This window comes from Methylophaga sp. (assembly GCF_965655755.1).
GTDB lineage: Bacteria > Pseudomonadota > Gammaproteobacteria > Nitrosococcales > Methylophagaceae > Methylophaga.
This window is the reverse complement of record NZ_CBFHHW010000028.1, coordinates 1-24,272: the sequence shown is the minus strand read 5'-3', so window position 1 is coordinate 24,272 and position 24,272 is coordinate 1. Positions and strand designations below refer to the sequence as shown.

Below are 24,272 nucleotides of genomic sequence, written 5' to 3'. Positions count from 1 at the left end.
ATGGATCTTGTTCCTGTTTAGGCGTTGATTCCTGATGAGCGAGCAGTTTAAGGGCTTTCAACACTGATTCGTAAACACCAATGGTGTAACGCCCGTCAAATCGTGCCATTAACTGCTTAACCAAAAGAAAGGCACGATCATCGAGGTAATGCTTGCGACCACCAAACTCATAGGCCTGACATTCACCTGCAACCTTGCCACGCAAGTCGATAATCCGATTGCAATCTTTTGCAAGACGCTGCTTTTCCAACTCCTGCAAAAATGCTTGGTTTTGCTGTTTACGGTTGGAGGAGTCAGCCATCAGAAATCCATCAGGACTGAGAAACTTCGCCAGGTGTTTTAGCCCGGATACTCAGGGCGTGTATCTTACTCTGCATTAAATCATCGACTTCAGAAAATACCAGACGGTGACGCTGAAGTAACGATAAGCCCTCGAATGCGTTACTCACAATCCAGAGGTTGTAATGACCGCCGCCGGTGTTACCAGCATGGCCAGCGTGTTTGGCACTGTCATCTTCAATTTCAATCTGAGTTGGGTTAAGCGTTTGCAGCGCTTGTTTAATATCATCAACCGTACTCATGGGAAGACCTTCTTAAATGGTTTGACCTGAACATGGGCATATACTTCCGCAGTCACATAAGGATCTGCATCAGCCCATTGCTGTGCGGATTCAAGATCAGCAAATTCAGCCACAACCAGACTGCCGGTGAAGCCAGCTTGACCTGGATCGTCACTATCAATGGCCGGATGTGGTCCGGCAATAATAAGCCGGCCTTCATCCTGTAATGCTTGCAGCCGGGCTAGATGTTCCGGTCGGGCCTTAAGCCGACGCGGCAAGCTATCTGTTTTATCTTCACTAATAATGGCGTAGAGCATAATGACCTTTTATTTTGGGGCTTCTATGGCATGCCGTGCAAGGTAAATCGATTGTGCAACAACGAACACGATGGTTAACCCCAGCATACCGAACAGTTTGAAGTTTACCCATGTGGCTTCATCAAAGTTGAACGCGACATAGATATTGGCGACGCCGGACAGAATGAAAAACATAATCCAGGCTACATTCAGTCGGGTCCAGACCTGTATAGGTAATTGGATATGCTCAGCCATCATTCGTTCAAGTAATGTTTTATCGGTAAATAGCTGTGCGCCAATGAAAACCAGTGCAAACAGCCAATTGACGGCGGTCGGTTTCCACATTATAAACTCAGGGTTTTGCAGCCATATTGTGGCGCCACCCAGTAATACCACCAGAACTAAGGTGATGAGATGAGCTCGCTCGACTTTACGATGACGCAGCCAGCTGTAGCTGACCTGCAGCAGGCTCACCACAATCATCACAGCGGTAGCCGCATAAATCCCTTCAACCTGGTAAACCTCACCACTAAAAGTGTATTCGCCGCCAGCAAATTTATAGGCGATAAAAAACAGGATGATAGGTAAAAAATCAAAAAATAGTTTCATGCTAACTTCAGTTAAATTTAGATCTTGTGCATTCTAACGTAAAATAGATTTCATGACTCAGTATGACCTACATACCCACTCCACCGCTTCGGATGGTTCGCTGACACCGACACAATTGGTGGAGCGAGCTTCTGAAAAAGGCGTGACGCATCTGGCTTTAACCGATCATGACGGCACTGAAGGCATTGAAGAAGCGCGACAGATAGCAAAGATTAAAGACATTACGCTGATCCCCGGTGTTGAAGTCTCTGTTAGCTGGCATGGTGCCACCGTTCATATTGTTGGCTTAAACTTGGATATTGACAACGCTGAGCTACAGCAAGGACTCTCGGCCATCCGTGACTATCGGAAAACGCGTGCCGAAGTGATAGCCGACAAATTAGAAAAGGCGGGTTATCACGGTGCGCTTGAAGGTGCCGGACAATACGCATCCAAAACCATGCTTGGACGCGTCCATTTTGCGCGGTTCCTCGTTGAACAGGGCCATGCGAAAGATATGAAGGATGTATTCAAACGCTTTTTGGTCCGCAACAAACCCGGTTATGTCAGCGGTGAATGGGCTACTCTAGACCAGGCTGTGAATTGGATAACGGCTGCTGGAGGACAGGCTGTTGTGGCTCATCCTGCCCGCTATAAAATGACCGCCACTAAACGCAGGAAACTACTCACCGCATTCAAAGAGTTGGGTGGTGCTGCGATTGAGGTTTCATCAGGCAACCAGCATCCTGAAGAAGTCAGGACCATGGCCAGATTGGCAAAAGATTTCGATTTATTGGCTTCTTGTGGGTCTGATTTTCATAGCCCAGATAATGCCTGGACGGAGCTGGGAAAAATGACCGCTATGCCCCCGTTTGTAACCCCCGTGTGGGAACAATGGACATGAAACCGCTACACTTTGTGTATGATAAGCCGCTTAAACTAATTCAGTGTGATCCCGTATGAGCCAGTTCTTTCAAATTCATCCCGATAATCCGCAACTACGTTTAATCAAACAGGCCTGTGACATCATACGCCGCGGTGGTCTGGTGGTATATCCAACTGATTCGGGATATGCCCTCGGGTGTCAAATTGGTGATAAAAACGCGATGGATCGAATAAGACGTTTACGTCAGCTTGATGCCGATCACAACTTCACACTGGTATGCCGGGATCTATCTGAACTGTCGACATATGCTAAGTTTAACAATGCCGTGTTCCGTTTACTCAAAGCGCACACGCCTGGTCCGTATACTTTCGTATTACCCGCTACTAAAGAAGTGCCAAGACGTTTACAGCATCCGAAGCGAAAAACGATTGGCCTGAGAATTCCTGAACATACCATTGCCTTGGCTTTGCTTGAAGAAATGAATGAACCTTTAATGAGTTCAACACTGATCTTGCCTGAAGATGACATGCCGATGACCGATGCCGACGACATTGTCGATGCCATTAGTAAGCAGGTGGATCTGATTATTGATGGCGGTGCCTGTGGTGCTGAGCCAACAACGGTCGTCGAATTTGTTGACGATGTTCCTGAAGTAACCCGTTATGGTATGGGGGATACAGCCCCGTTCGAAAGTTGAAATGACGCTGAGTATTATCGGGTTATGTCTGATTGCTGTCGTCTTAATCGGCCTTCTTTTTTCCAGAACTAACTGGGGTGGCCCACATGTTAATTGGCTGGATGGCTGGACGCGTATATTTTGTCGTTATCTGCACGGTTTAAAAGAGGGGCAGATGCCCTTACCAGCATCGGGGCCAGCCATTATCGCTGCTAACCATGTGTCTGGCTTAGATCCCTTATTGCTGATCGCCTCTTGTCGGCGGCCTTTACGCTTTTTGATCGCTACAGAAGAATATAATCGCCCCCTCGTTCACTGGCTGTTTCGTGCTGCTGGTTGTATACCTGTTGATCGTAAAGGACGCTCAGAGCTTGCTCTGAGAGCTGCCCGTCGAGCCTTAGAAAACGGTGAAGTGATTGCCCTGTTTCCACACGGGAAAATTCATCTTGATAGTGACCCACCCAGACCGATAAAAGGAGGCGTCGTCAGGCTCGCTGCATGGTCAGGTTGTCCGGTTTATCCTGTCCGTATTGAAGGCGTCAAAGCAGAGGGGAAAGTGTTTACTGCACCTTTTATTCCCAGTAATGTTGAATTACGGTTTTTACCTGTCATCAATATTTTAGAATCCAGCCAAGATAATCTTGCCTTGATAGCAAAAGCGATCGAAACGCCAATTTCAGTCAGTATTAAATAACACTTGATTTATCAGGGTCTTTCCCCCATTTCCTAACTAACACTATGTTTAGAGGGAAATAGCTCATGCAAATTGACAAGTTAACCGGGAAGTTTCAGGAAGCACTGGCTGAAGCGCAAAGTACGTCAGTCGGTCACGATCATCAATTCATCGAACCTGTTCATCTGATGCTGGCTTTGATTAAGCAGCAAAATGGCAGTGTTAAGCCTATTCTTGCGCAATCGGGCGTCAATCTACCGGCCTATCAGGCTGACCTGGAACTCCAGCTAACCAGAATCGCTACGGTTGAAGGTGGTAATGGTGACATTCGTGTATCCAATGATCTGAGTCGTCTTTTGAACCAGACTGATAAGCTGGCACAAAAAAGGAAGGATCAATACATTTCCAGTGAATTGTTTTTACTGGCGGTGGTTAACGATAAGACGCAAACGGGTGAGTTGCTGCGCAAACATGGCGGTAACAAGAGCACACTGGAAGCTGCAATAGACAAAATGCGTGGAGGAGAACGTGTGACCGATCCAAATGCTGAAGAACAGCGTCAGGCGCTGGAAAAATATACGATTGACCTTACGGCTCGGGCTGAGAGCGGTAAGCTTGATCCAGTCATCGGGCGTGATGATGAAATTCGGCGCACAATCCAAGTGTTACAGCGCCGTACTAAAAATAATCCTGTCCTCATTGGTGAGCCCGGCGTGGGGAAAACAGCCATTGTAGAAGGCCTGGCGCAGCGAATCATTGATGGTGAGGTGCCGGAAGGCATGAAACACAAACGTGTTTTGTCGCTTGATATGGGCTCCTTAATTGCGGGGGCTAAATTTCGCGGTGAATTTGAAGAACGTCTGAAAGCAGTGCTGAATGACCTGTCGAAACAGGAAGGATCGATCATCCTGTTTATTGACGAAATTCATACCATGGTTGGAGCAGGTAAAGCGGAAGGCTCAATGGATGCCGGCAACATGCTTAAGCCAGCGCTTGCCCGTGGTGAATTGCATTGTATTGGTGCTACGACTCTGGATGAATATCGTCAATATGTGGAAAAAGACGCGGCACTGGAACGTCGCTTCCAGAAAGTCATTGTTGGTGAGCCTAGCGTTGAATCAACGATTGCGATTCTGCGCGGCTTAAGTGAACGTTACGAAGTTCATCATGGTGTGGATATAACGGATCCGGCCATTGTGGCTGCGGCTACCCTATCGCACCGATATATTACGGACCGGAAATTGCCAGACAAGGCGATTGACTTGATAGATGAGGCGGCCAGTCGTATTCGTATGGAGATTGATTCCAAACCCGAATCACTCGACAAACTGGAGCGTCGTTTGATTCAGCTCAAGATTGAGCGGGTGGCACTTAAGAAAGAATCGGATGATGCATCCAAAAAACGGTTGGAAACCCTCGAAGCGGAAATGAAAAAACTGGCGCGTGAATATACAGACCTTGAAGAGGTCTGGAAGTCTGAAAAAGCGTCGCTTCATGGTAGTCAGCATGTCAAAGAAGAGTTAGAAAAGGCACGGCAGGAACTGGATTTTGCGAATCGTAATGCTGATTACGAAAAAATGGCGAAATTGCAGTATGGTCGTATTCCTGAACTTGAGAAACAACTGGATATAGCCACACAGGCTGAGATGCAGGAGTTTACTTTATTGCGAAATAAGGTAGGTGAGGAAGAAATCGCCGAAGTCGTGTCAAAGTGGACCGGTATTCCGGTGTCTAAAATGTTGGAAGGTGAGCGCGACAAGTTATTGAAAATGGATGATGCATTGCACGACCGTGTGGTGGGACAGGATGAAGCGGTGACCTCTGTTGCCAATGCGATACGGCGCAGTCGTGCAGGATTGTCTGATCCGAATCGTCCTAATGGCTCATTTTTATTTCTTGGCCCCACAGGTGTGGGTAAAACCGAACTATGTAAAGCGCTGGCAACCTTCCTCTTCGATACTGAGGAAGCGATGATTCGTATCGATATGTCGGAGTTTATGGAAAAACATTCAGTAGCGCGATTAGTCGGTGCTCCTCCCGGTTATGTTGGGTATGAAGAAGGGGGCTACCTGACTGAAGCCGTGAGACGCAAACCTTATTCAGTCATTCTGCTGGATGAAGTTGAAAAAGCGCATCCGGATGTCTTCAATGTACTGTTACAGGTATTGGATGATGGTCGTCTGACAGATGGTCAAGGACGCACCGTCGATTTTAGAAATACCGTTATTGTGATGACTTCAAATCTCGGGTCAAATGTGATCCAGGAGATGGCCGGTGAAGAAAATTATCTGCAAATGAAAGATGCGGTGATGGATATTGTTGCGCAACACTTCAGACCTGAGTTTATAAATAGGGTTGATGATGTGGTGGTATTCCATCCATTGCAGCAAGCTCAGATCCGAGCGATTGCCGATATCCAGCTGGAACATTTGCGTCAGCGACTGGGTGAACGTGATATCAAACTCCAGGTTTCTGATGAAGCGCTGGATAGGATTGCGGCAGAAGGCTTTGATCCGGTATACGGGGCAAGGCCACTCAAACGTGTGATACAGCATGCACTTGAAAATCCTCTGGCTCAGGATCTACTCTCTGGAAAATTTAGTGCAGGGGATACAGTGAACGTTATTGTTGAGAATGACGAACTCATATTTAAACAGTTGTTACTGCACTAATTCATCAAGCCCCGCCACGCGGGGCTTTTTTCACTGAATAAAAAAGCAGATTGCTCACTATTGAGAGTAAGTGCTTGTTATAATTGCGGCCTTTTATTTCTGGCTGGAAAGTTTCATGTCTGATTTTGGTAAGTTCGTAGACGCCTTCACACCCGCCGAGGTTGCAGAAAAAGTCAAAACGATTGGTGTCGATAAAGCCAATATGCATTTTCTGTCGTTAATCATTTTGTCATTGATGGCTGGTGCATTTATTGCTTTTGGCGCGATGTATTACACAGTCGCGATTACAGATAGCAATATGGCTTATGGCCTGACCAAGCTCTTTGGTGGTGTAGCCTTTTCTCTGGGCTTTATCATGGTTGTGATTGCGGGTGCAGAATTATTTACGGGCAACACGCTGGTCGTTATGGCTTGGGCCAAAGGCAAAGTGAGCCTGCCTGATTTGTTAAGAAACTGGGCAATTGTTTATGCCGCCAATGCAATTGGTGCCTTTGTCATGGTGTATCTGGTGTATTTATCCGGCTATCTCGATGCACATCATCATGAGGTTGGTGCAACGGCGATGAAGGTGGGATTGGCGAAAGTGGACAACACGCTAACAGAGTCTTTTGTTTTGGGCCTTTTCTGTAATGTATTGGTTTGCCTGGCGAGTTGGATGGTGTATGCATCCAGATCAGTAACCGACAAGGTACTGGCCATTATTTTTCCGATTTCAGCTTTTGTGGCGATGGGGTTTGAACACTGTGTCGCTAATATGTACATGATTCCCGTTGCTATCTTGGCATCACTGGATCCGGCGATAGTTGCGGCGAGTGGCTTGGAAGTAAGTCAATTAAACGAACTGTCTTTGAATGGTTTCCTGATGAATATTATTCCGGTGACGTTGGGTAATATCATTGGTGGCGGCGTATTTGTAGCAATGACCTATTATCTGGTGTTTGTGTATTCACCTCACGCAGCGAAATAATAAAAAGGGAGCAGACCGAAGAGGTAGCTCCCTTGCTGTGCTGAACCAGATTTACCAGGCTTTATAAGGCAGAAATTTGCCATCCATGGTGACAACAACACGATCACCTTTAGGATCTTCCTTGCGATCGATTGTCATATTGAAATCAATCGCACTCATAATGCCGTCACCGAATTTCTCCTGAATAATTTCTTTCATTGTTGGGCCATACACACCGACCACTTCGTACAATCTATAAATAAGGGGATCTGTTGGCACTGCTTGCTCCCAGACTTTGGTGGGATAGCTTTCCAAGGCGACCCGGACTTCGGCCGATAAATCCAGATACTGACAAAGTGCAGTCGCTTTGTCTGAAGGCATACTATTCATGCCTAAACAGGCTGATGTGGTCCACACTGGTGACATTTCAATGGCTTGTGCAATCTGTTCCCAGGTCAACTCCTTGGTTTCTTTAGCAACCATAATGGCTTGGGTCATATCTAACTTATTCATTGTGATTCCTCTCAGGTAAAAAACACCGGTACTGTCAGACAGTACCGGTTCTAAAGATTATTAAGCGCTGGTCGCTTCTGACGAAGGTATTTTTGCTGCCGCTGAACGCAGCGCACCTGGCTTGTAATGTGTGGCATACAACACTGTGCCTGTCAGCAGCAGACCACCGACGATATTCCCTAAAATAACGGGAATTTCATTCCAGAATAACCAGTCACCGATAGTGATTGGTGCACCCATCATCATACCCAGAGGGAACAGATACATATTGACCACAGCATGTTCGAAGACGAGGCCAAAGAAGATCAGGATAGGCATCCACATAGCAATTACTTTACCGCCAACTGTTTTCGAGTACATCGCACCGACAACACCGATAGATACCATCCAGTTACACAGAATGCCTTTGACAAAAACGGTGAACCAACCTGCTAGTCCATATTCAGCAAAACCCAGGGTTCGGGCTTCAGCGGCTTTGGCAAAAGCCTTACCTACCGCTGTAGGTTCGGCAGTAAAAGCGTAAGTCAGTGTGATACCAATCATAACGGCTGAAAATAAAGCACCCGCCAAGTTACCCAAGGCAACAAGTCCCCAGTTTTTCAGCAGGCCATTCACATTGGCACCCGGCCGCTTATCAAATAAGGCGAGAGGCACTAGGGCAAAAACACCGGTTAACAGGTCAAAGCCCAACAGGTTGAGGATACAAAAACCAACCGGGAAGATGAGTGCACCAACGATGGGATAGCCAGTCTGAACGGCAGCGGTTACGGCAAGGGCCACGGCAATAGCCAGGATAGCACCGGCCATAAAGGCTCTTATTAATACGTCACGAGTTGCCATGAATAACTTGGATTCACCAGCATCCACCATAGTTTTCACGAACTCATTGGGTTTTACATACGACATGAAATTTCTCCAATCATCAACAAAACAACAAACTAAAAAGTTTAGCGATTGATAATTGGCATATTCCATGCCAAATAAAAATATCATTTATTTTCAGTAGGATAAGAGTTTTTTATGTGACGATGAACCCAACGACGCACCACAATGATCGGTCTCATTAGCGTGGTATGCACGAATATGAAGCAAATTTATTTTTCGATTTTGATGTAGGGCTCTAAATCAACGGAAGGAGTCCAGTCTGTATCTCGGAGCACTTGAGCTTCGGGCCGACCAATGTGGTAACCCTGAGCGTAATCAACCTTATAAGATTTCAGAATATCAAGAACGTTCTGATTTTCAACAAACTCTGCAATGACTTTTTTACCCAGCCCTTTGGCAACATCGACGAGGGCTTTTACAAAAAGTTGATCATGCGCGTTTTTGTCGAGATCTTTAATAAATATGCCATCAATTTTTATGATGTCGACGGGTAACTCCCGCATATAATTAAACGAAGCAAAGCCCACACCAAAATCGTCCAATGAAAATTGGCAACCCAGTGCCTTCACTGCTGTCATCATCAGTTTAGCTTGCTGAAAGTTAGAAACAGCGGCTGTTTCAGTCACTTCAAAGATTAATCCGGTAGGATCAACATGAGAAGCCTTAATTAGTTTCTTTAAAAGGGGTAACAAAACCGGCGCATCGACGACGGCACCGGATAAATTGATAGCGAGCTTTATGTTTTTTCCTTGTTGCTGCAAGCGAGCAAGATGGTAAATACTTTCCTCTATGACATAGTGATCGATGTTTTGAATTAAACCTACCTCTTCAGCAACTTGAATAAATCTCGCTGGGGCACGCATTTCACCGTTTTGAGGGTTTTTCATTCGAATCAGTACTTCATAATGACTGATTGTCGAATCGGAAATATTTAAAATAGGCTGAAAGTGAGGGATAAACAGCTTCTCTTCAAGCGCTTGCTCAATTTGTTGTTTCCAAAAGACACGTGACTCGAGTTGTTCACGGGTTTGATCGTCTGCTGAGAATATATGATACGTACCTTTGCCTCTGGACTTGGCTTTATACATAGCCAAGTCAGCATACCCCATCAATTCATGAATGTCGGCATCTAAAAGTGGATAATCGACAATACCAATGCTTGTCGACACTTTATGTCTAAAAGCACCAAATTCAAGCTGGATTTTAGAGAGTTCATTTATGATTTTGCTGGCAAGCGTTTTTGCCCCATGTAAGTCTGTCTCTGGTAATAATATAGCGAACTCGTCCCCGCCCAAGCGAGCTACTAAGTCAGTAAAACGGATGACTTGTTTTAATGTTTTTGAAACGTGTATTAATAACTCATCACCAGCGGCATGACCACTGGTATCGTTGATATCTTTAAATTGGTCAAGATCTAAGAAAAGTAAAGCATTGTTATGTTTATAACGTATGGCTGTTCTCAACGATTTTTCGAATTCTTCTGTGAATTTTCGTCGGTTACATAGATTAGTAAGAGGGTCATGCTCTGCCAGCCATACAATGCGTTTTTCAGCTTCTTTTTTCTCCGTCATGTCCAAACCTACTGAGAGTAGAGATGGATCACCATTGTCGCTATGCAGTTTTGAATGTAACCAGGAAATATTTCTTATATGACCATCTTTATCGATTAGTTCCGCGTCTTGTTGGGCGATATTAATGTTGCCATCGAAAAGTTCATGAAAAAAAGTTTGGGCATCATCCCAACTTCCCGCCGGGAAAAAGCGTGAAACGTCTGTGCCAAGAACCTCTTTTTCTGGGTAGCCAGTCAGTTTTTCTGCATGCTCGTTGAACATGGTGACTACAAACTTTGAGTCGATGGTCAGAATGATGAGTTGTGCCGTATCCAGGAGGTTTTTTATAAAGTCACGTTCTTTTCGTAAATCCTCATTCGTTTTATGAATGAGTTGTCTTCTTTTGACGCTTGTTGCGTCGACCTGCTCTAACACACGTGCAAGCTCAAGTGATGCGGATTGTAATTCAGCCACTTCCTGAAGTCTGGTTTCCTTATCAATGCGCTGAAAGATAAGTTTGGCATCATCATATTTCTGAGCAGAAATGAATGGTAAAGCATGCGAGATTTGTTGAATATCTTCCAAAGGCTTCGACAGAGCTCTATAGGTGAGATAGGCAAACAAGCCCGCTAAAAAGGGAATAACAGGTAATGCCAGCCCATAAAAAAGAAGAAGCTCCCTGATAAAACTCGTGTCTGAGTTGAGTTCGCTTTGTAGGTAAATTGGAATGATCAAACCGACAGCACCTGTTAGCAAGGCACTGACAAAAGTGTTTATTGCGGCTCTGTTCTTAATGCTCTTACTTGAAAATTTTGACATCAGCAAACCACATTAAGCCAAGTATCTAATTATCAGACACTTTTCTTAAGACCCAGTCAAGCGCACGATGTGGAAGCAGTCGTTTGAGTACCGCAAATAGATAGGTTGGAAAGGTGACGTAATATCGAATTTTAGGTGTCTTAGCTTCAAACGCATGCAGACATTTTTTTACTACAGCATCAGCTGGAAGCGTAAAAGGCGCAGCGGGTCCCTCTTTATTGAGTCTGACTTCCATAGCCTCATATACATGCTTATGTGCACTTTGGGCTTTATCAATGTGTTGTTGATATTTGGCAAATGCATTCGCTCGAAAGCGACTGGTAATAGGGCCCGGTTCGATCAAGCTGATATGGATGCCACTGCCATGCAGTTCTAGGCGTAACGTATCGGCTAAGCCTTCTATCGCATATTTACTGGCGTTATATGCGCCTCGATACGCCAGCGCCACAATGCCTAACACTGAGCTGTTATAGACAATGCGTCCTGAGCCTTGTTTTCGCATTTCGGCGATGGCCAGATTGGTGAGTTGCTGTGTCCCGAATACATTCGTCTCAAATTGCTGTTGTAATGCTTCTCGACTCAAATCCTCGACTGCGCCAGGTTGACCAAAAGCGGCATTATTGAATAAGCCATCTATTTGTCCGTTGAATCGCTGCATGCATTCATTAAATGCCTGCTGTATGCTTTGTTTGTTTGCGAGATCCATCAGGAGCACTTTTAAACCTTGTTGCTGCAGATCCACCTTATCGGCCTCGGTTCGAACCGTTGCGATAACATTAAAGCCGTTTTGTTGGAGTGTTTTAGCGGCGCAGAGACCGATACCGCTCGAGCAGCCTGTGATGAGAATATTTTTCATGATTCAGTCAGTATTTGAAGCAATGTGGGCCACTCTAGCTTATCTTTGGGTAAATGTTTATCTATTCTGGCCGATAAGTGCTGTATATTTCCTTTTTCTAAATGCCTGACACCTATGCTGCAAATGCAAAACATCAGTTCTTTCGATTACCAACGCTTCAAGACGTTTTTGGAGCATGCCTGCGGTATTATCCTGGGTGAAGGTAAGCAGTATCTGATAGCGAGTCGTTTGACGCGATTGATGCGTGAAGAAGACATTGCCAGTTTGGCTGAGCTAATGGCCTTGATTGAACGTGGTCATCCACGTCATCTACGTGATGCAGTTATTGATGCCATGACCACTAATGAAACGTCCTGGTTCAGAGATGGCATGCCTTTCGATACATTGGGGCAGTTCGTTTTGCCAGAGTTTGATTCGCAGCGTTCCGGTCCCATCAGAATATGGTCGTCTGCTTGTTCTTCAGGTCAGGAACCCTACACTATTAGTATGATTCTTTCCGAATACTGCCGAAAACAATCAGCCAGTCAGTTGGGTAATAGTCAGATTATAGCGACCGATATTTCCAGTTCGATATTAGCTGAAGCCAAGCGTGCGGAGTATGAGGATGTCGCACTAGGAAGAGGCTTATCTGCTAGTCGCCGCCAACAATTTTTCATACAACAGCAAGAGCGCTGGCGAGTCATCGATGAGATCCGTAAACGCGTTAGTTTCAGAGAGCAGAACCTGCTTCAGGGGTTTGCTACTTTGGGTAAATTCGACATTATCTTCTGCCGTAACGTGCTGATTTATTTTTCTGCTGATCGCAAGAAAGATATTTTGCAACGCATGGCGCAATCGTTGAACCGGGGCGGCTATCTTTTCTTAGGTGCATCAGAGACCATTAGCGGTTACAGTGACGCCTTCGAATCAGTACGAACGCCTCACAGCACGATTTACCGTAAAAAAGATTAACTTGAATCGTTATCCAACTGTTTGGACTTTTGCGCCGGAGGATCAGTCATGGCTGGTTTTTCAGGCGGTGGATCAGACAAGCCCAACCAACTTCCAATGCGACGAAACAACGCTTTAATCAGTCGCCACAATCGCGGTAACAACCAGATCATCAAAGCAATAAACAATACCAAAGCGATCAGAAATAAAACCGGATGATTCAAAGCAGCCCATAGTCCGCCAATCACCAGTAAGTCCTCACTGATTGATGCTCCCCAGTTACTCACGGGCTCAGGGGATGTATTAATGAGTAATCGACTGCCTGCCTTGGTGGCATGACTCCCTGCCGCAAGTGTGCCGCCAACTAATAGCGCGCTGAGTTCAACGGCCGGTGTAACGTCACCAACCGCGCTCGCAGCCAGCATCGCGCCAGCAGGAATACGGATAAACGTATGCATGGTGTCCCAACCGGAATCGACGCCGGGTATTTTGTCAGCGAAAAACTCAACGCAGTACATAAAGCCTGCAGCGGTCATCACCATCGGGTTAGTCAGAACCTGCAATTCTTCAGGCAGAGCAATATTGCCGGTTATACCCATATAACCCAGCATAAAAATCGTGGCGTAGAGGTTAATACCACTGGCCCATGCTGCGCCCATACTCAAAGCAATAATATTGACTGCTTCCATTTCAAATCCCTTGTTTTGATATAGTGGCCGAATATCGGTCACAGGAATCAAAATTGATGATAACCCGAACTGAACTTCTCGCCTACATCGACGAGACGCTGGAACCGGCGCGTTTCAAAGATTACTGTCCAAATGGACTGCAAGTCGCCGGCACCAATCAGATAGACACTATCATCAGCGGTGTTACCGCCAGTGAAGCCTTTATTGAGGCAGCTATTGCTGCCAACGCAGATGCGATTCTTGTCCATCATGGTTATTTCTGGCGCGGTGAAGACCCCTGTATTACCGGTATCAAGCAACGCCGTCTGAAATTACTTCTGGAAAATAATATCAATCTGTTGGCTTATCATCTGCCTTTGGATGCGCATTCAACGCTCGGTAACAACGTGCAGTTAGCGGATGTCCTGGGGCTGGAAATCGATGGACGTATTTCCGGAACCGGCGATCCGGCAATTGGTTTATGCGGCTGTTTGCCAGCCCCTATTCCACTGCAGGATTTTACCGATCATGTTCAACAAAAACTCCATCGTGAGCCGCTGGTTATCCAGGCGCATGAGCGTCCAATCGCTACTGTCGGCTGGTGTACCGGTGCAGCGCAGGGGTTTCTGCAGCAGGCTGCAGAGTTAGGTTTAGATTTATTTCTGAGTGGGGAGATATCGGAGCCCACAGTACACATGGCCCGTGAGTTGGGGATCAATTACATGGCAGCGGGTCACCATGCTACTGAGCGCTATGGTGTACAGGCTTTGGGCCAAGCACTGGCACAACGCTTTAATATCCGTCATCATTTCATTGATATTGATAACCCGGTCTGATTTTTATGATGCATCCTGTGCAAAAGAAGCTACAAGCGAAACTTGAGCAACTGCGCTATTTTTTCAAGGTAGCCCTCTGGCAAGATATCCCGGAAAAAGCCTCGGGTATCTGGAGTATGTGGGTCAACACCATACGGGTGTTCTACATCATGGTACGGGAACTCGCTACCGGTGAGTTGAACCTGCGGGCAATGAGTCTGGTGTTTACTACCCTATTGTCTCTGGTGCCGTTAATAGCTGTGGCATTTTCTGTGTTGAAAGCCTTTGGCGTTCATAACCAGATGGAGCCTCTTCTGCTCGGTTTATTAGAACCGCTGGGCGAACGCGGCCCCGAAATCACCAGCAATATCATTGGTTTTGTGCAAAACGTCAAAGTCGGGGTGCTGGGGTCGGTGGGGCTAGGTATGCTGTTCTACACAATCATTGCTCTTGTGCAAAAAATCGAAAATGCGTTTAATTTTGTGTGGCGCGTAAAACGCTCCCGTTCTATGGCCAGGCGTTTTGCAGATTATCTCAGCGTAGTAATGATTGGGCCGGTTCTGGTATTTTCAGCACTGGGTGTTGCTGCTACGGTGCTAAACAATGATGTTGTTCGACAGTTAAGTTCTATTGAGCCGTTTGGCACTTTGTTACTGGTAGGTACCAAGTTATTGCCTTATCTGATGATTATCGGGGCATTTGTATTCCTATATAAATTTATTCCGAATACCAAGGTGAAGCTGCTTCCTGCACTAATTGGTGCCACTGTCGCCGGCATTTTATGGATAAGTATCGGGACGATTTTTGCTTCTTTCGTCGCTTCTTCTTCCAACTACACAGCTATATATTCCAGTTTCGCGATTTTATTTTTCTTTATGATCTGGCTCTATTTAGCCTGGTTTATCTTACTGACGGGGGCGCAGGTGGCTTTCTATCTGCAGCATCCAAAATTAGTGCAACTCGCGGGTAGGCCTTTGATTTTAAGCCCCCGCTTACGTGAAAAAGAGGGCTTGTGGTTGATGACGGTCATTGCCAAACGTTTCTGTAACAATAAGCCACCGCTCACTATTCAGCAGTTGGAAGCACAGACGGGCCTAACCAATAACGCAGTGCAGGACTTACTATCGAGTTTGGAAAAAGGTGGTTTGTTGGTCGAACTCGCGGGTGAAGAAACCAGCTATGTTCCTGCTCAAGATATAGCCAAAATTACAGTGGCTTCGATAATGCACTGCCTGAGAACAGCAGAGGAGAATAGTGACTACACCGTCAATAGTCTCGCTGATCAGGACGTCGATAAACTGTTACAGAAAATGAGTGATGCTCAGGCTCAAGTACTGGGTGATATGACCCTGCGTGATTTAGCAGCGGAAACAGAATCCACATGACTGAAATGCGACCACTGTCAGGAAAACAGCTTGTTCTAGGTGTGAGCGGTAGTATCGCTGCCTACAAAGCAGCTGATTTAATCCGGCGCCTACGTGATGAAGGGGCAGAAATTCGTGTGGTCATGACGCATGGCGCAACTGAATTTATCACCCCTCTAACGCTGCAAACATTGAGTGGGCACCCTGTCGCGATAGAATTGCTTGACGCCGATCAAGAATCAGCCATGGGGCATATTGCTCTCGCGCGCTGGGCGGATTGGATTATTGTTGCCCCCGCCAGTGCCGATACCATTGCTCGATTGACTCACGGACGGGCAGATGATTTATTATCAGCACTGATTTTGGCGACAGAATCGCCGGTTGTTCTGGCTCCGGCTATGAATAATAAAATGTGGAGTCATGCTGCGACGCAGGAAAACTTGTCTATGTTACGTGGTCGGGGATTTCACTGTATTGGCCCTGCCAGTGGCGATCAGGCCTGTGGCGAGCAGGGTGAAGGTCGCTTACTTGAGCCCACTGAGATTGTCAGTGAACTGTCTAAGCTGGTTGTACCTAAACAGTTACAGAATAAACGCGTTTTAATCACGGCTGGCCCTACCTTTGAGCCAATCGATCCGGTTCGTTTTATTGGCAATCGTAGTTCCGGGAAAATGGGGTTCGCTCTCGCCCAGGCAGCTCGGGAGGCGGGGGCAGAAGTAACGCTTATTGCTGGTCCCGTGAGTCTTTCGACCCCCAGTGGCGTAAAACGACTAGACGTTGAAACCGCACAAGAGATGTTGGATGCGGTCAATACAGAAACCGGGCACAGTGATATTTTTATCAGCTGTGCCGCAGTCGCCGATTATAGGCCACTGCAGGTTGAAGCCAATAAAATGAAAAAAACGACCCATGACAGACTGGTTTTAGAACTCGAACCAACCACAGACATTGTTGCCACGGTTGTCAGTCAAACTGAAAATAAGCTGTTTACAGTTGGTTTTGCCGCAGAAACACGGCATATTGCTGACTATGCACGCGATAAACTGCAACGGAAAAAACTCGATATGATTGCAGCAAATCAGGTGGGTGACGGACAGGGGTTCGCTGTCGATGATAATGCCTTGCAGGTTTTTTGGGAGGGCGGTGAAATAGTTTTGCCTCAAACCCCGAAGACGCAGCTGGCACGTGATTTAATGACTTTGATAATAAAAAGATTCTATGCAAAAAATTCAACTGAAAATTCTTGATTCCCGACTGGGTGACACCATTGAGCTCCCAAACTATGCAACAAGCGGTTCTGCTGGATTAGATTTGAGAGCATGTCTGGATGAGGCCGTAACATTAGCACCGGGCGAAACGCTGTTAATTCCAACCGGGCTTGCCATTCACATTGATGATCCCAGTCTCGCTGCCGTTTTATTGCCACGCTCAGGACTTGGGCATAAACACGGCATTGTACTGGGCAACCTGGTGGGGTTGATCGATAGTGATTATCAGGGACAGGTGTTTGTGTCCTGTTGGAATCGTGGACAGGATGCTTTCGAAATCAACATCGGTGAGCGAATCGCACAGATGGTATTTATTCCCGTTGTCCAGGTTGGCTTTGAACAGGTTGATGAGTTCAGCAGCTCGGAGCGTGGAGCAGGTGGCTTTGGCCATACGGGTCGTCATTAGAGGCATAGATGCTGAGGGAGATGACATTTGAAAGCGAACGATAAACTGGCCATCAAGTTAGGTGCCACCCCGGTGAGTCTGATTTTGCTGGTGGTAACGGTGATTTTACTGCTTGGTATTGTCTCCACTTTCAGCTCGTCACCTGAACAAAATGACAACACACCTCAGCAACACGCCCAGACCGTCCAGGCCACAGTCGAGAAAGCCATCAGGGAAAAGCAAAATCAGTTAGCTGCGATTGCATCATCGCCGGCGCTTGCTCAGGTTATCAGCAGTGGCTCATCGCAAGAGATCGACAGATGGCAGACTCAAATAAGGCGCCTACTACCTGAAGTGAAACAGCTCTGTGTGTTGCTACAGAAAGTTTCTTCTCCTACAGACTCAGGCTGTCTTCCCATCAGCTTTGCTTCGTTAAGTAGCTTGCGTCAGCTTGAGCAAAAGCCACAGTCTGATCTGGCAATCCTGCAACTGGGTAGTGAGCAGGCGCATGTTTTATTGGCCCAAAAATTAGAGCAAGCTACGTATCCTGATGCCACCCTGTTAATGGCCGTCAACGCCAGCTGGATTGATGATCTGATTCTAGATAGGTTGGTAAGTCAGAGTTACGTTGAGATAACCCAGGGTAAAAAAGCGTCGACAGTTTTGACGCAATTTGGTGATCCGCAATATAAAACCGGTGCCCCCGTTTATTCCAATCCGATAGCAAACAGTCACTGGCAGTTACAATACTGGACGTCAGCAAGTGCTACTGCCTCTGCAACACCTCTCGTTTTACTTGTTTTGCTATCTGTGGTGGTGAGCATATTCTGGTTATTGCGTGATCGCTGGTTTAACAAATTATTAAGGTTGGATGCGAATACCCTCGATGAGCAATTGATGGATTTGGAGCAGGGACAATTGAAAACCAGCTATTTGATCGCGTTTTCAGCTCTAAGCAATGTGCGAGATGAAGTCCATCGTCTGGTTGTACCTAAACGACCTGCACCCTCCAAACCCCAATCGTTACACATTGAAGATGTTACACCGATTGAAGAGCCGATTCCTGAACCTTCAGAAGATGCCGAGCGCATTGTGGAGCAGGCATTAGATTCTGCTTCGCATGACATCAGGTTCGAGGAGCCACCCACGCCTGCGTCGAAACCAGAACCAGAACCAGAATTGGAACCGGAACCGGAACCGGAACCGGAACCTAAAAAAGACGAACCGCCGCTTGAGTTTAATCTTGAGCAGGTGCCCAGTGAAGAACCGCTTGATCTCTCCCCCAAGAACGAATCTCCGGCGCCCACGCAAGATGGTTTGCCTGATAAGGCAATCTTCCGTCAATACGATATAAGAGGTGTTGTTGATAAACAGCTGACCAAAGATGTGATGCATCAGTTGGGGATGGCTGTGGGTAGTGAAGCGCTTGATCAAGAGCAGACCAAACTGGTTGTGGGCAGAGATGGTCGTATTTCCAGTGAGAGCCTGTCGGATGCCTTTATAGCAGGCGTATTGAGTACTGGATGCGATGTCATTGTTCTGGGAGAAGTCCCTACCCCGATGGTTTATTTTGCGTGTGAACATCTGCAGACGTATACCGGCGCAATGATTACCGGTAGTCATAACCCGGTCAATTTTAATGGTCTAAAAGTCGTCATAGCAGGTAAAACATTACTGGGTGAGAGCGTTTATGCGCTCTACGAACGTCTTAAAAACAAGCGACTGAAAAAAGGTCAGGGTCGACGCTCAGTTCAGAATATCAAAGAAGCGTATATTGAACGCATTAAAAGTGATGTGCAGCTTGCCCGTAACATGCGCGTGGTGGTCGACTGCGGCAATGGCGTCGCGGGGCATGTTGCCGGAGATGTGCTTAGAGCGATTGGCTGTGATGTGACAGAGCTTTATTGCGAAGTGGATGGCACGTTTCCCAACCACCATCCTGATCCTGGTCAACCCAAGAATATGCAGGACCTGATCAATGTTGTGAAAGCCCAGCAAGCTGAAATAGGGTTGGCATTTGATGGTGATGGCGATCGCCTGGGTGTTGTAGACACTAACGGCAATATTATCTGGCCCGATCGTTTACTGCTGTTAATGGCGCAACATTTACTGGCAGAAAACCCGGGTGCTTCCATTATTTACGATGTAAAAAGTACCAATTTGCTAGAAGAGGGCATTAAACGCGCCGGTGGCCGACCGATTATGTCGCCTTCGGGTCACTCAGTAATAAAAAAAATGATGGCCGAAGAAAACGCCTTGCTGGCGGGAGAAATGACTGGACACCTGTTTTTCAAAGATCGCTGGTATGGGTTTGACGATGCTTTATACTCGGCAGCACGCTTGTTAGAATTGCTCGCTGCTAATAAGCAGGACATGACACCTACCGAGATTTTTGCTGCATTGCCGCAAAGAGTCAGTACACCGGAGATCATCATTAAGATGAAAGAGGGCGAAAGCGTCAAATTCATCCAGCAACTGCAAGAAAATGTTGAGTCCCTTGGTGGCAAGATAAGCATAGTAGATGGTGTAAGGGCAGATTACCCCGGTGGTTGGGGCCTGGTCAGAGCATCTAATACAGTGCCGGGACTGACGTTGCGATTTGAAGCCAACACGGATGAAGAGTTGGAACATATTAAACAAATCTTTATTCAGCAGATGCTGCAGATCAAGCCGACGCTGTCGCTATTATTTTAAAAAGAATAATTAAATGAGCTTAAACACACAACGCGCTACCCACATCGCTCAGGTTTTAACTGAGGCATTGCCGTATATCCAGCGTTTTTCCGGAAAAACGCTGGTCATTAAATACGGTGGTAATGCCATGGTGGATGAGGATCTGAAAAACAGCTTTGCGCGAGATGTGGTGTTACTGAAAGCGGTTGGAATCAATCCGGTTATCGTTCATGGCGGTGGACCTCAGATTGGTGACTTGCTTAAGCGGGTTGGTAAACAAAGTGAGTTTATCAACGGCATGCGGGTCACTGACCGTGAAACCATGGATATCGTGGAAATGGTATTGGGCGGTCAGGTTAACAAAAGTATCGTTAATCTCATTAACAGTCATGGTGGGCGTGCTGTGGGTTTAACCGGCAAAGACGGCAGTTTGATCTATGCCGAGAAACTGCATGTAGCGCGTGATAGTTCAGATCCATCCATTAACGCATCAGAACTCATCGATCTGGGTCATGTGGGTAATGTGTCCAGTATTGATACCAGTGTTATCGATATGCTGATCCACAGTGATTTTATTCCGGTTATTGCTCCCATCGGTGTCGGTAACAATGGCGAATCGTACAATATCAATGCTGATCTGGTAGCAGGCAAAATTGCTGAAGTCCTGCAAGCTGAGAAACTGATTTTGTTGACAAATACAGCGGGTCTGCTGGATGCTGATGGTGAGTTATTGACCGGCCTGAATGCAAAACAAGTGAGTGATTTAATTGAAGAAGGTGTGATTTACGGTGGTATGTTGCCGAAAATTGGGTGCGCGCTTGATGCCGTTCAGGCGGGCGTGACCACGGCGCATATTATCGATGGTAGGGTTCAACATGCCGTGTTACTGGAAATGTTTACAGATGAGGGTGTGGGTACCTTGATTCGTGGGGGCGGACGATGAACGACAATGTACAACCAACCAGAGCAGAAGCTAAAAGCTCCCGTCGTCAGCAAATTCTGGAAGCTCTGGCTTCACAGCTGGAACAATATCCTGGCGAACGAATTACCACAGCGAAATTAGCGGCCAGTCTTAATGTGTCAGAAGCTGCTCTATATCGGCATTTCCCCAGTAAGGCGAGAATGTTTGAAGGGCTGATCGGTTTTGCCGAAGATACGGTGTTTGGTCTGATTCGCCGTATCACTGAAGAAGAACAGAATGCTTTGCCTCGTATCGAAAAGATCATGACCGTGTTGCTTGGATTCAGCGCCAAAAATCCCGGCATCAGTAGTGTTTTGGTCGGCGCAGCGTTAACCGGCGAAACCGAACGCCTACGCGTCCGAGTCAGTCAGTTCTTTGATCGACTTGAAACGCAATTCAGACAAATATTGCGTGAACGTGAACTGAGCCTGACAGAAGCGGGCGGACGTCCTGTCAATGAAACGGCTAATCTTCTGTTAACGATAATTGAAGGGCATATGCAACAGTATGTCCGTAGTAGTTATCGTCAGTCACCACTAGCGGGTTGGGAACAACAATGGCAACTGGTTGCTAACGTATTAAGAGCATATAAATAATGAGAGTTTGTCTAATAGGTAATGATATTGTTAAAGAAAAAGCTTTGCTGCAAAGTCAGGCAGATATCCATTTATCTATTATTACAGCAACTGAGCATGAAGCCATTCTTGCTGAAGTGACGCAAATCAATCCCGACATCCTTGTTATTTCAGATGCATCCAGCCAGTTCTCAGCTGATGAAGTCTGTCTGATGACTCATGTTCGAAGCCCTGACACCAAAACTTTGATCATTACCGAACTTGAAGCAGATTATGCTCGGCTAGAGCAGTCAGACTTTACCTGTAGAGGTTTTGTGCAATACGAACAACGTCATGCCATTGTTAGAGCTGTCAGAGTCGTAAATGATGGCGAGTCCTGGCTGCCACGCAAACTCATCACAGAGTTGTTGGACAATCTTGCTAATACCGCCATGCAGAGCAAACGAAAACCAAAATTGGTGAAAAATAATTAATTATTTTTAAATTAATTTTGTTGTTTTAAAGATGAGATTTCTCGCAATCCCAATAGCACCAACACTTTTAAGCTAAATTCCTGTTCAGGAAAATAATCCTCACTTAGTACCTTTGTACAATAGATCTGCTCCCTGTTCTAGTTAAGAATAGACTTCGACATTTTGTGTTCACTGTTGTTTAGTTTAAACAGCACTGTGTGAATACAACTTTAGACAAGGAAGTGAACCGAATTCCGAATGGTTCATTTCATGGATAGATAAAGCTCTAAACTCAGGAGAAGTGTATGGCTACTCAGATCGGTATTATTAAAGCAGTTAATGGCAACGTAACAGCAACAGCAGCAGATGGTTCTATCAGAACCCTGCAAGCGGGAGACAGAGTTTATGCTAATGAACTAATCTCCACTGGCTCAGCCGGTGCGGTTGAAGTTGAGTTTGCTGATGGCAGTGTGATGGATCTGGGTAGAAATTCCCAAGCATTACTCGACAATGCAGTCTTTAATCCTAACAGCACAGATGTTGCTGAAACAGAAGATCAAGCAGTTCCTGATGATGTTGCTGCTATCCAACAGGCTATCCTTGAAGGCGAAGACCCGACAGAAGCGGGTGAAGCCACTGCGGCCGGTGCCGGTGTACAAGGTGGTAATGAAGGGCACGATGCTGTCTTCGTGAATTATCTGAACCCTGAAGTCACCCCTGAGGCTGGTTTTGACACCATCGGGGTTAGCAATGAAATAGAAGAAGTCGAAGATGAGCAACTGCTTGAAGGTACGCCGACAGCGGGTCTTGTCACTGTATTGCTTGATGAAGATGATTTGGGCAGAAATGACGAAGAAACATCGCAGGCTATTAATGACTTTCTTGATGGTATTCAGCCAGAATTTCTGGCGGCCACGGGCCTTAATTTAGGCGATTATCCCGACGCAGGCGTTGGTGATGAAGATCAGCCCGGTGATGACCTACCCTCACCAACCCCAACTTTCTTTTCCGGTGCATTGAATGCTGACTTCGGTTTCGATGGTCCTGGAAGTATTAGCTTTAACCCAGTTGTTAGCCAACCTACAGGTCTGACCTCGGGCGGTGAGCCGGTTCAGATTTGGGTATCTGCCGATGGTTTAACCTTGATTGGTTATATCGCTGGAGAAGGTGAATACTCTCCAGTTTCTTCTCGCCAACAGATCGACGAAGGTCCTCAGGAGGGTGCGGAAATTATCTTCAGCGCCCAAATCGATCCGGTAACACTCAACTTCACTGCTGGTATCTATGGTCCATTGGATCATGCCGATACCGCTGAAGAAGGCGCATTTGAAGAAAATCTGCTGATCAACATGGCGTTTACTATCACGGATTCCGATGGTGATTCTGCACAAGGCATTGTTCAACTCAACGTTGACGATGATAGTCCGGTCATTGGAGAGCAGGACTATCCTCAAGAGCAGGGTGAATACAGCGATTACCCTTATGAATACGAAATGGCTGCCGTTGATGAAGATGACACAGATGACGGTGTAGGTAACACCGATTCACCGGGTGATGACTTCAGTTCTTCATCCATGACACTGCCAATCAATTTTGGTGCTGATGGTCCGGCAGCAGAAAACCCAGTTGAAATTAGTGCGGAAGGCATTGTCGATCAATTCGGTAACGTGCTGACCTCAAATGGTGTCGAAGTGCAGTTCAGTTGGAACTCAACAACCAATACACTGGAAGGTACTGCGGATGGGCAGCCGGTTATCAACATCCATGTCGATGTTGATGATTATGGTTATGGTACCGACAGTGAAGTGAATATTGAGCTGCTTGATAACCTCGATCACCCGGAAGGTGCTGAGGGTGAATCTCTCGGTACAGAAGATAACCTGGATATTACACTCAACTACACAGCCACAGATGCGGATGGTGACCAGGCGTATGGCAGCTTCGATTTAAGCATCGATGATGATATGCCAGTTATCGGTACGCCAGAAGCGGTATCCGTCGATGAAGAAGGTATCGATGGTAACGCTGGCGACAGCTACGATGCAGGCGCTACGGTCAATGGTGTTCTGTTGATGCCGGAACTTGAGAGCGGTGATTTGAACAGTGCATTGGATACCGACGCCAAGCAAGCTATCAAATCATTTGTAGAAGCCGGTGGTCAGTTGGTTATCAATGGCTCATCCGGCAGCAATGATGAGAACCTGTTAAACGACATCTTTGGTTTCTCTCTTACAAATGGCTCGAATACATCCAGCAATGTA

The 24,272-nt window shown here is 46.4% G+C and carries 24 protein-coding genes; 15 read left to right on the top strand and 9 right to left on the bottom strand.

Going from position 1 to position 24,272, the window contains the following annotated elements; all coding sequences use genetic code 11:
* From ACTF5U_RS09795 to ACTF5U_RS09780, 4 genes are all read right to left on the bottom strand, one after another.
* Positions 1 to 301: hypothetical protein (locus tag ACTF5U_RS09795; protein ID WP_438971446.1), on the bottom strand; the 301-nt coding region annotated here is incomplete at its 3' end.
* A 10-nt stretch (positions 302 to 311) separates the two neighbouring features.
* Positions 312 to 581 carry a BolA family protein gene (locus tag ACTF5U_RS09790; RefSeq protein ID WP_438971445.1) on the bottom strand — a complete coding sequence of 90 codons (270 nt, stop codon included), beginning with the start codon at positions 579 to 581 and terminating at the stop codon, positions 312 to 314.
* Positions 578 to 877, bottom strand: a complete 300-nt coding sequence (locus ACTF5U_RS09785) for a YciI family protein (RefSeq protein WP_438971444.1) — start codon at positions 875 to 877, stop codon at positions 578 to 580. Before ACTF5U_RS09785 ends, ACTF5U_RS09790 begins: the two co-directional genes overlap by 4 nt.
* Before the next feature lie 9 nt (positions 878 to 886).
* Complete coding sequence (locus ACTF5U_RS09780; RefSeq protein ID WP_438971443.1) at positions 887 to 1,465, bottom strand: septation protein A; 579 nt, start codon at positions 1,463 to 1,465, stop codon at positions 887 to 889.
* 52 nt (positions 1,466 to 1,517) lie between these two features.
* Between ACTF5U_RS09780 and ACTF5U_RS09775 the strand changes: the two genes are divergently transcribed.
* From ACTF5U_RS09775 to ACTF5U_RS09755, 5 genes are all read left to right on the top strand, one after another.
* Positions 1,518 to 2,348, top strand: a complete 831-nt coding sequence (locus ACTF5U_RS09775; protein ID WP_438971442.1) for a PHP domain-containing protein — start codon at positions 1,518 to 1,520, stop codon at positions 2,346 to 2,348.
* A 55-nt stretch (positions 2,349 to 2,403) separates the two neighbouring features.
* Positions 2,404 to 3,027: an L-threonylcarbamoyladenylate synthase gene (locus ACTF5U_RS09770; protein ID WP_438971441.1), complete on the top strand. Its 624-nt coding sequence runs from the start codon at positions 2,404 to 2,406 to the stop codon at positions 3,025 to 3,027.
* Position 3,028: 1 nt separating this feature from the next.
* Complete coding sequence (locus ACTF5U_RS09765) at positions 3,029 to 3,700, top strand: lysophospholipid acyltransferase family protein (RefSeq protein WP_438971440.1); 672 nt, start codon at positions 3,029 to 3,031, stop codon at positions 3,698 to 3,700.
* Positions 3,701 to 3,765: 65 nt separating this feature from the next.
* Complete coding sequence (clpB, locus tag ACTF5U_RS09760; RefSeq protein ID WP_438971439.1) at positions 3,766 to 6,351, top strand: ATP-dependent chaperone ClpB; 2,586 nt, start codon at positions 3,766 to 3,768, stop codon at positions 6,349 to 6,351.
* 115 nt (positions 6,352 to 6,466) lie between these two features.
* Positions 6,467 to 7,318 carry a formate/nitrite transporter family protein gene (locus tag ACTF5U_RS09755; RefSeq protein ID WP_438971438.1) on the top strand — a complete coding sequence of 284 codons (852 nt, stop codon included), beginning with the start codon at positions 6,467 to 6,469 and terminating at the stop codon, positions 7,316 to 7,318.
* A gap of 51 nt (positions 7,319 to 7,369) precedes the next feature.
* Here the strand turns inward: ACTF5U_RS09755 and cynS are convergent, their stop codons facing one another.
* The 4 genes from cynS to ACTF5U_RS09735 all read right to left on the bottom strand — a co-directional run bounded on the left by cynS (position 7,370) and on the right by ACTF5U_RS09735 (position 11,920).
* Positions 7,370 to 7,810, bottom strand: coding sequence for a cyanase (gene cynS / locus ACTF5U_RS09750; RefSeq protein ID WP_438971437.1), 441 nt, complete (start codon positions 7,808 to 7,810; stop codon positions 7,370 to 7,372).
* A gap of 60 nt (positions 7,811 to 7,870) precedes the next feature.
* On the bottom strand, positions 7,871 to 8,716 hold the full coding sequence (locus ACTF5U_RS09745; protein WP_438971436.1) for a formate/nitrite transporter family protein: 846 nt from the start codon (positions 8,714 to 8,716) through the stop codon (positions 7,871 to 7,873).
* 188 nt (positions 8,717 to 8,904) lie between these two features.
* Entirely contained in the window at positions 8,905 to 11,064 is a 2,160-nt protein-coding gene (locus ACTF5U_RS09740) for a putative bifunctional diguanylate cyclase/phosphodiesterase (RefSeq protein WP_438971435.1), read from the bottom strand.
* A gap of 25 nt (positions 11,065 to 11,089) precedes the next feature.
* On the bottom strand, positions 11,090 to 11,920 hold the full coding sequence (locus ACTF5U_RS09735) for an SDR family NAD(P)-dependent oxidoreductase (protein WP_438971434.1): 831 nt from the start codon (positions 11,918 to 11,920) through the stop codon (positions 11,090 to 11,092).
* A gap of 123 nt (positions 11,921 to 12,043) precedes the next feature.
* Here ACTF5U_RS09735 and ACTF5U_RS09730 point away from each other — a divergent pair, with 123 nt between their 5' ends.
* Positions 12,044 to 12,871 (top strand): CheR family methyltransferase, encoded by an 828-nt coding sequence (locus ACTF5U_RS09730; RefSeq protein WP_438971433.1) that lies wholly within the window; start codon positions 12,044 to 12,046, stop codon positions 12,869 to 12,871.
* Here ACTF5U_RS09730 and ACTF5U_RS09725 read toward each other — a convergent pair.
* The gene (locus tag ACTF5U_RS09725; protein ID WP_438971432.1) at positions 12,868 to 13,539 is read right to left on the bottom strand and encodes a DUF4126 domain-containing protein; all 672 of its coding nucleotides are present in this window, start codon (positions 13,537 to 13,539) and stop codon (positions 12,868 to 12,870) included. The two genes, ACTF5U_RS09730 and ACTF5U_RS09725, sit on opposite strands and share 4 nt — an antisense overlap.
* Positions 13,540 to 13,595: 56 nt before the next feature.
* Between ACTF5U_RS09725 and ACTF5U_RS09720 the strand changes: the two genes are divergently transcribed.
* From ACTF5U_RS09720 to ACTF5U_RS09680, 9 genes are all read left to right on the top strand, one after another.
* On the top strand, positions 13,596 to 14,354 hold the full coding sequence (locus ACTF5U_RS09720; protein ID WP_438971431.1) for a Nif3-like dinuclear metal center hexameric protein: 759 nt from the start codon (positions 13,596 to 13,598) through the stop codon (positions 14,352 to 14,354).
* An 8-nt stretch (positions 14,355 to 14,362) separates the two neighbouring features.
* Positions 14,363 to 15,718, top strand: a complete 1,356-nt coding sequence (locus tag ACTF5U_RS09715) for a YihY/virulence factor BrkB family protein (RefSeq protein ID WP_438971459.1) — start codon at positions 14,363 to 14,365, stop codon at positions 15,716 to 15,718.
* Positions 15,715 to 16,944: a bifunctional phosphopantothenoylcysteine decarboxylase/phosphopantothenate--cysteine ligase CoaBC gene (gene coaBC, locus ACTF5U_RS09710; RefSeq protein WP_438971430.1), complete on the top strand. Its 1,230-nt coding sequence runs from the start codon at positions 15,715 to 15,717 to the stop codon at positions 16,942 to 16,944. Before ACTF5U_RS09715 ends, coaBC begins: the two co-directional genes overlap by 4 nt.
* Positions 16,916 to 17,371 (top strand): dUTP diphosphatase, encoded by a 456-nt coding sequence (gene dut / locus ACTF5U_RS09705; protein ID WP_438971429.1) that lies wholly within the window; start codon positions 16,916 to 16,918, stop codon positions 17,369 to 17,371. The genes coaBC and dut overlap by 29 nt, the downstream gene beginning before the upstream one ends.
* Positions 17,372 to 17,398: 27 nt before the next feature.
* Positions 17,399 to 20,044, top strand: coding sequence for a phosphomannomutase/phosphoglucomutase (locus tag ACTF5U_RS09700; RefSeq protein ID WP_438971428.1), 2,646 nt, complete (start codon positions 17,399 to 17,401; stop codon positions 20,042 to 20,044).
* Positions 20,045 to 20,057: 13 nt separating this feature from the next.
* On the top strand, positions 20,058 to 20,966 hold the full coding sequence (gene argB, locus ACTF5U_RS09695; RefSeq protein ID WP_438971427.1) for an acetylglutamate kinase: 909 nt from the start codon (positions 20,058 to 20,060) through the stop codon (positions 20,964 to 20,966).
* Positions 20,963 to 21,580: a nucleoid occlusion factor SlmA gene (gene slmA / locus ACTF5U_RS09690; protein ID WP_438971426.1), complete on the top strand. Its 618-nt coding sequence runs from the start codon at positions 20,963 to 20,965 to the stop codon at positions 21,578 to 21,580. Before argB ends, slmA begins: the two co-directional genes overlap by 4 nt.
* A complete protein-coding gene (locus ACTF5U_RS09685) occupies positions 21,580 to 22,032 on the top strand; it encodes a hypothetical protein (protein WP_438971425.1) in 453 nt (150 codons plus the stop codon). The genes slmA and ACTF5U_RS09685 overlap by 1 nt, the downstream gene beginning before the upstream one ends.
* A 284-nt stretch (positions 22,033 to 22,316) precedes the next feature.
* A partial coding sequence (locus ACTF5U_RS09680; protein WP_438971424.1) for a retention module-containing protein occupies positions 22,317 to 24,272 on the top strand: 1,956 nt, incomplete at its 3' end.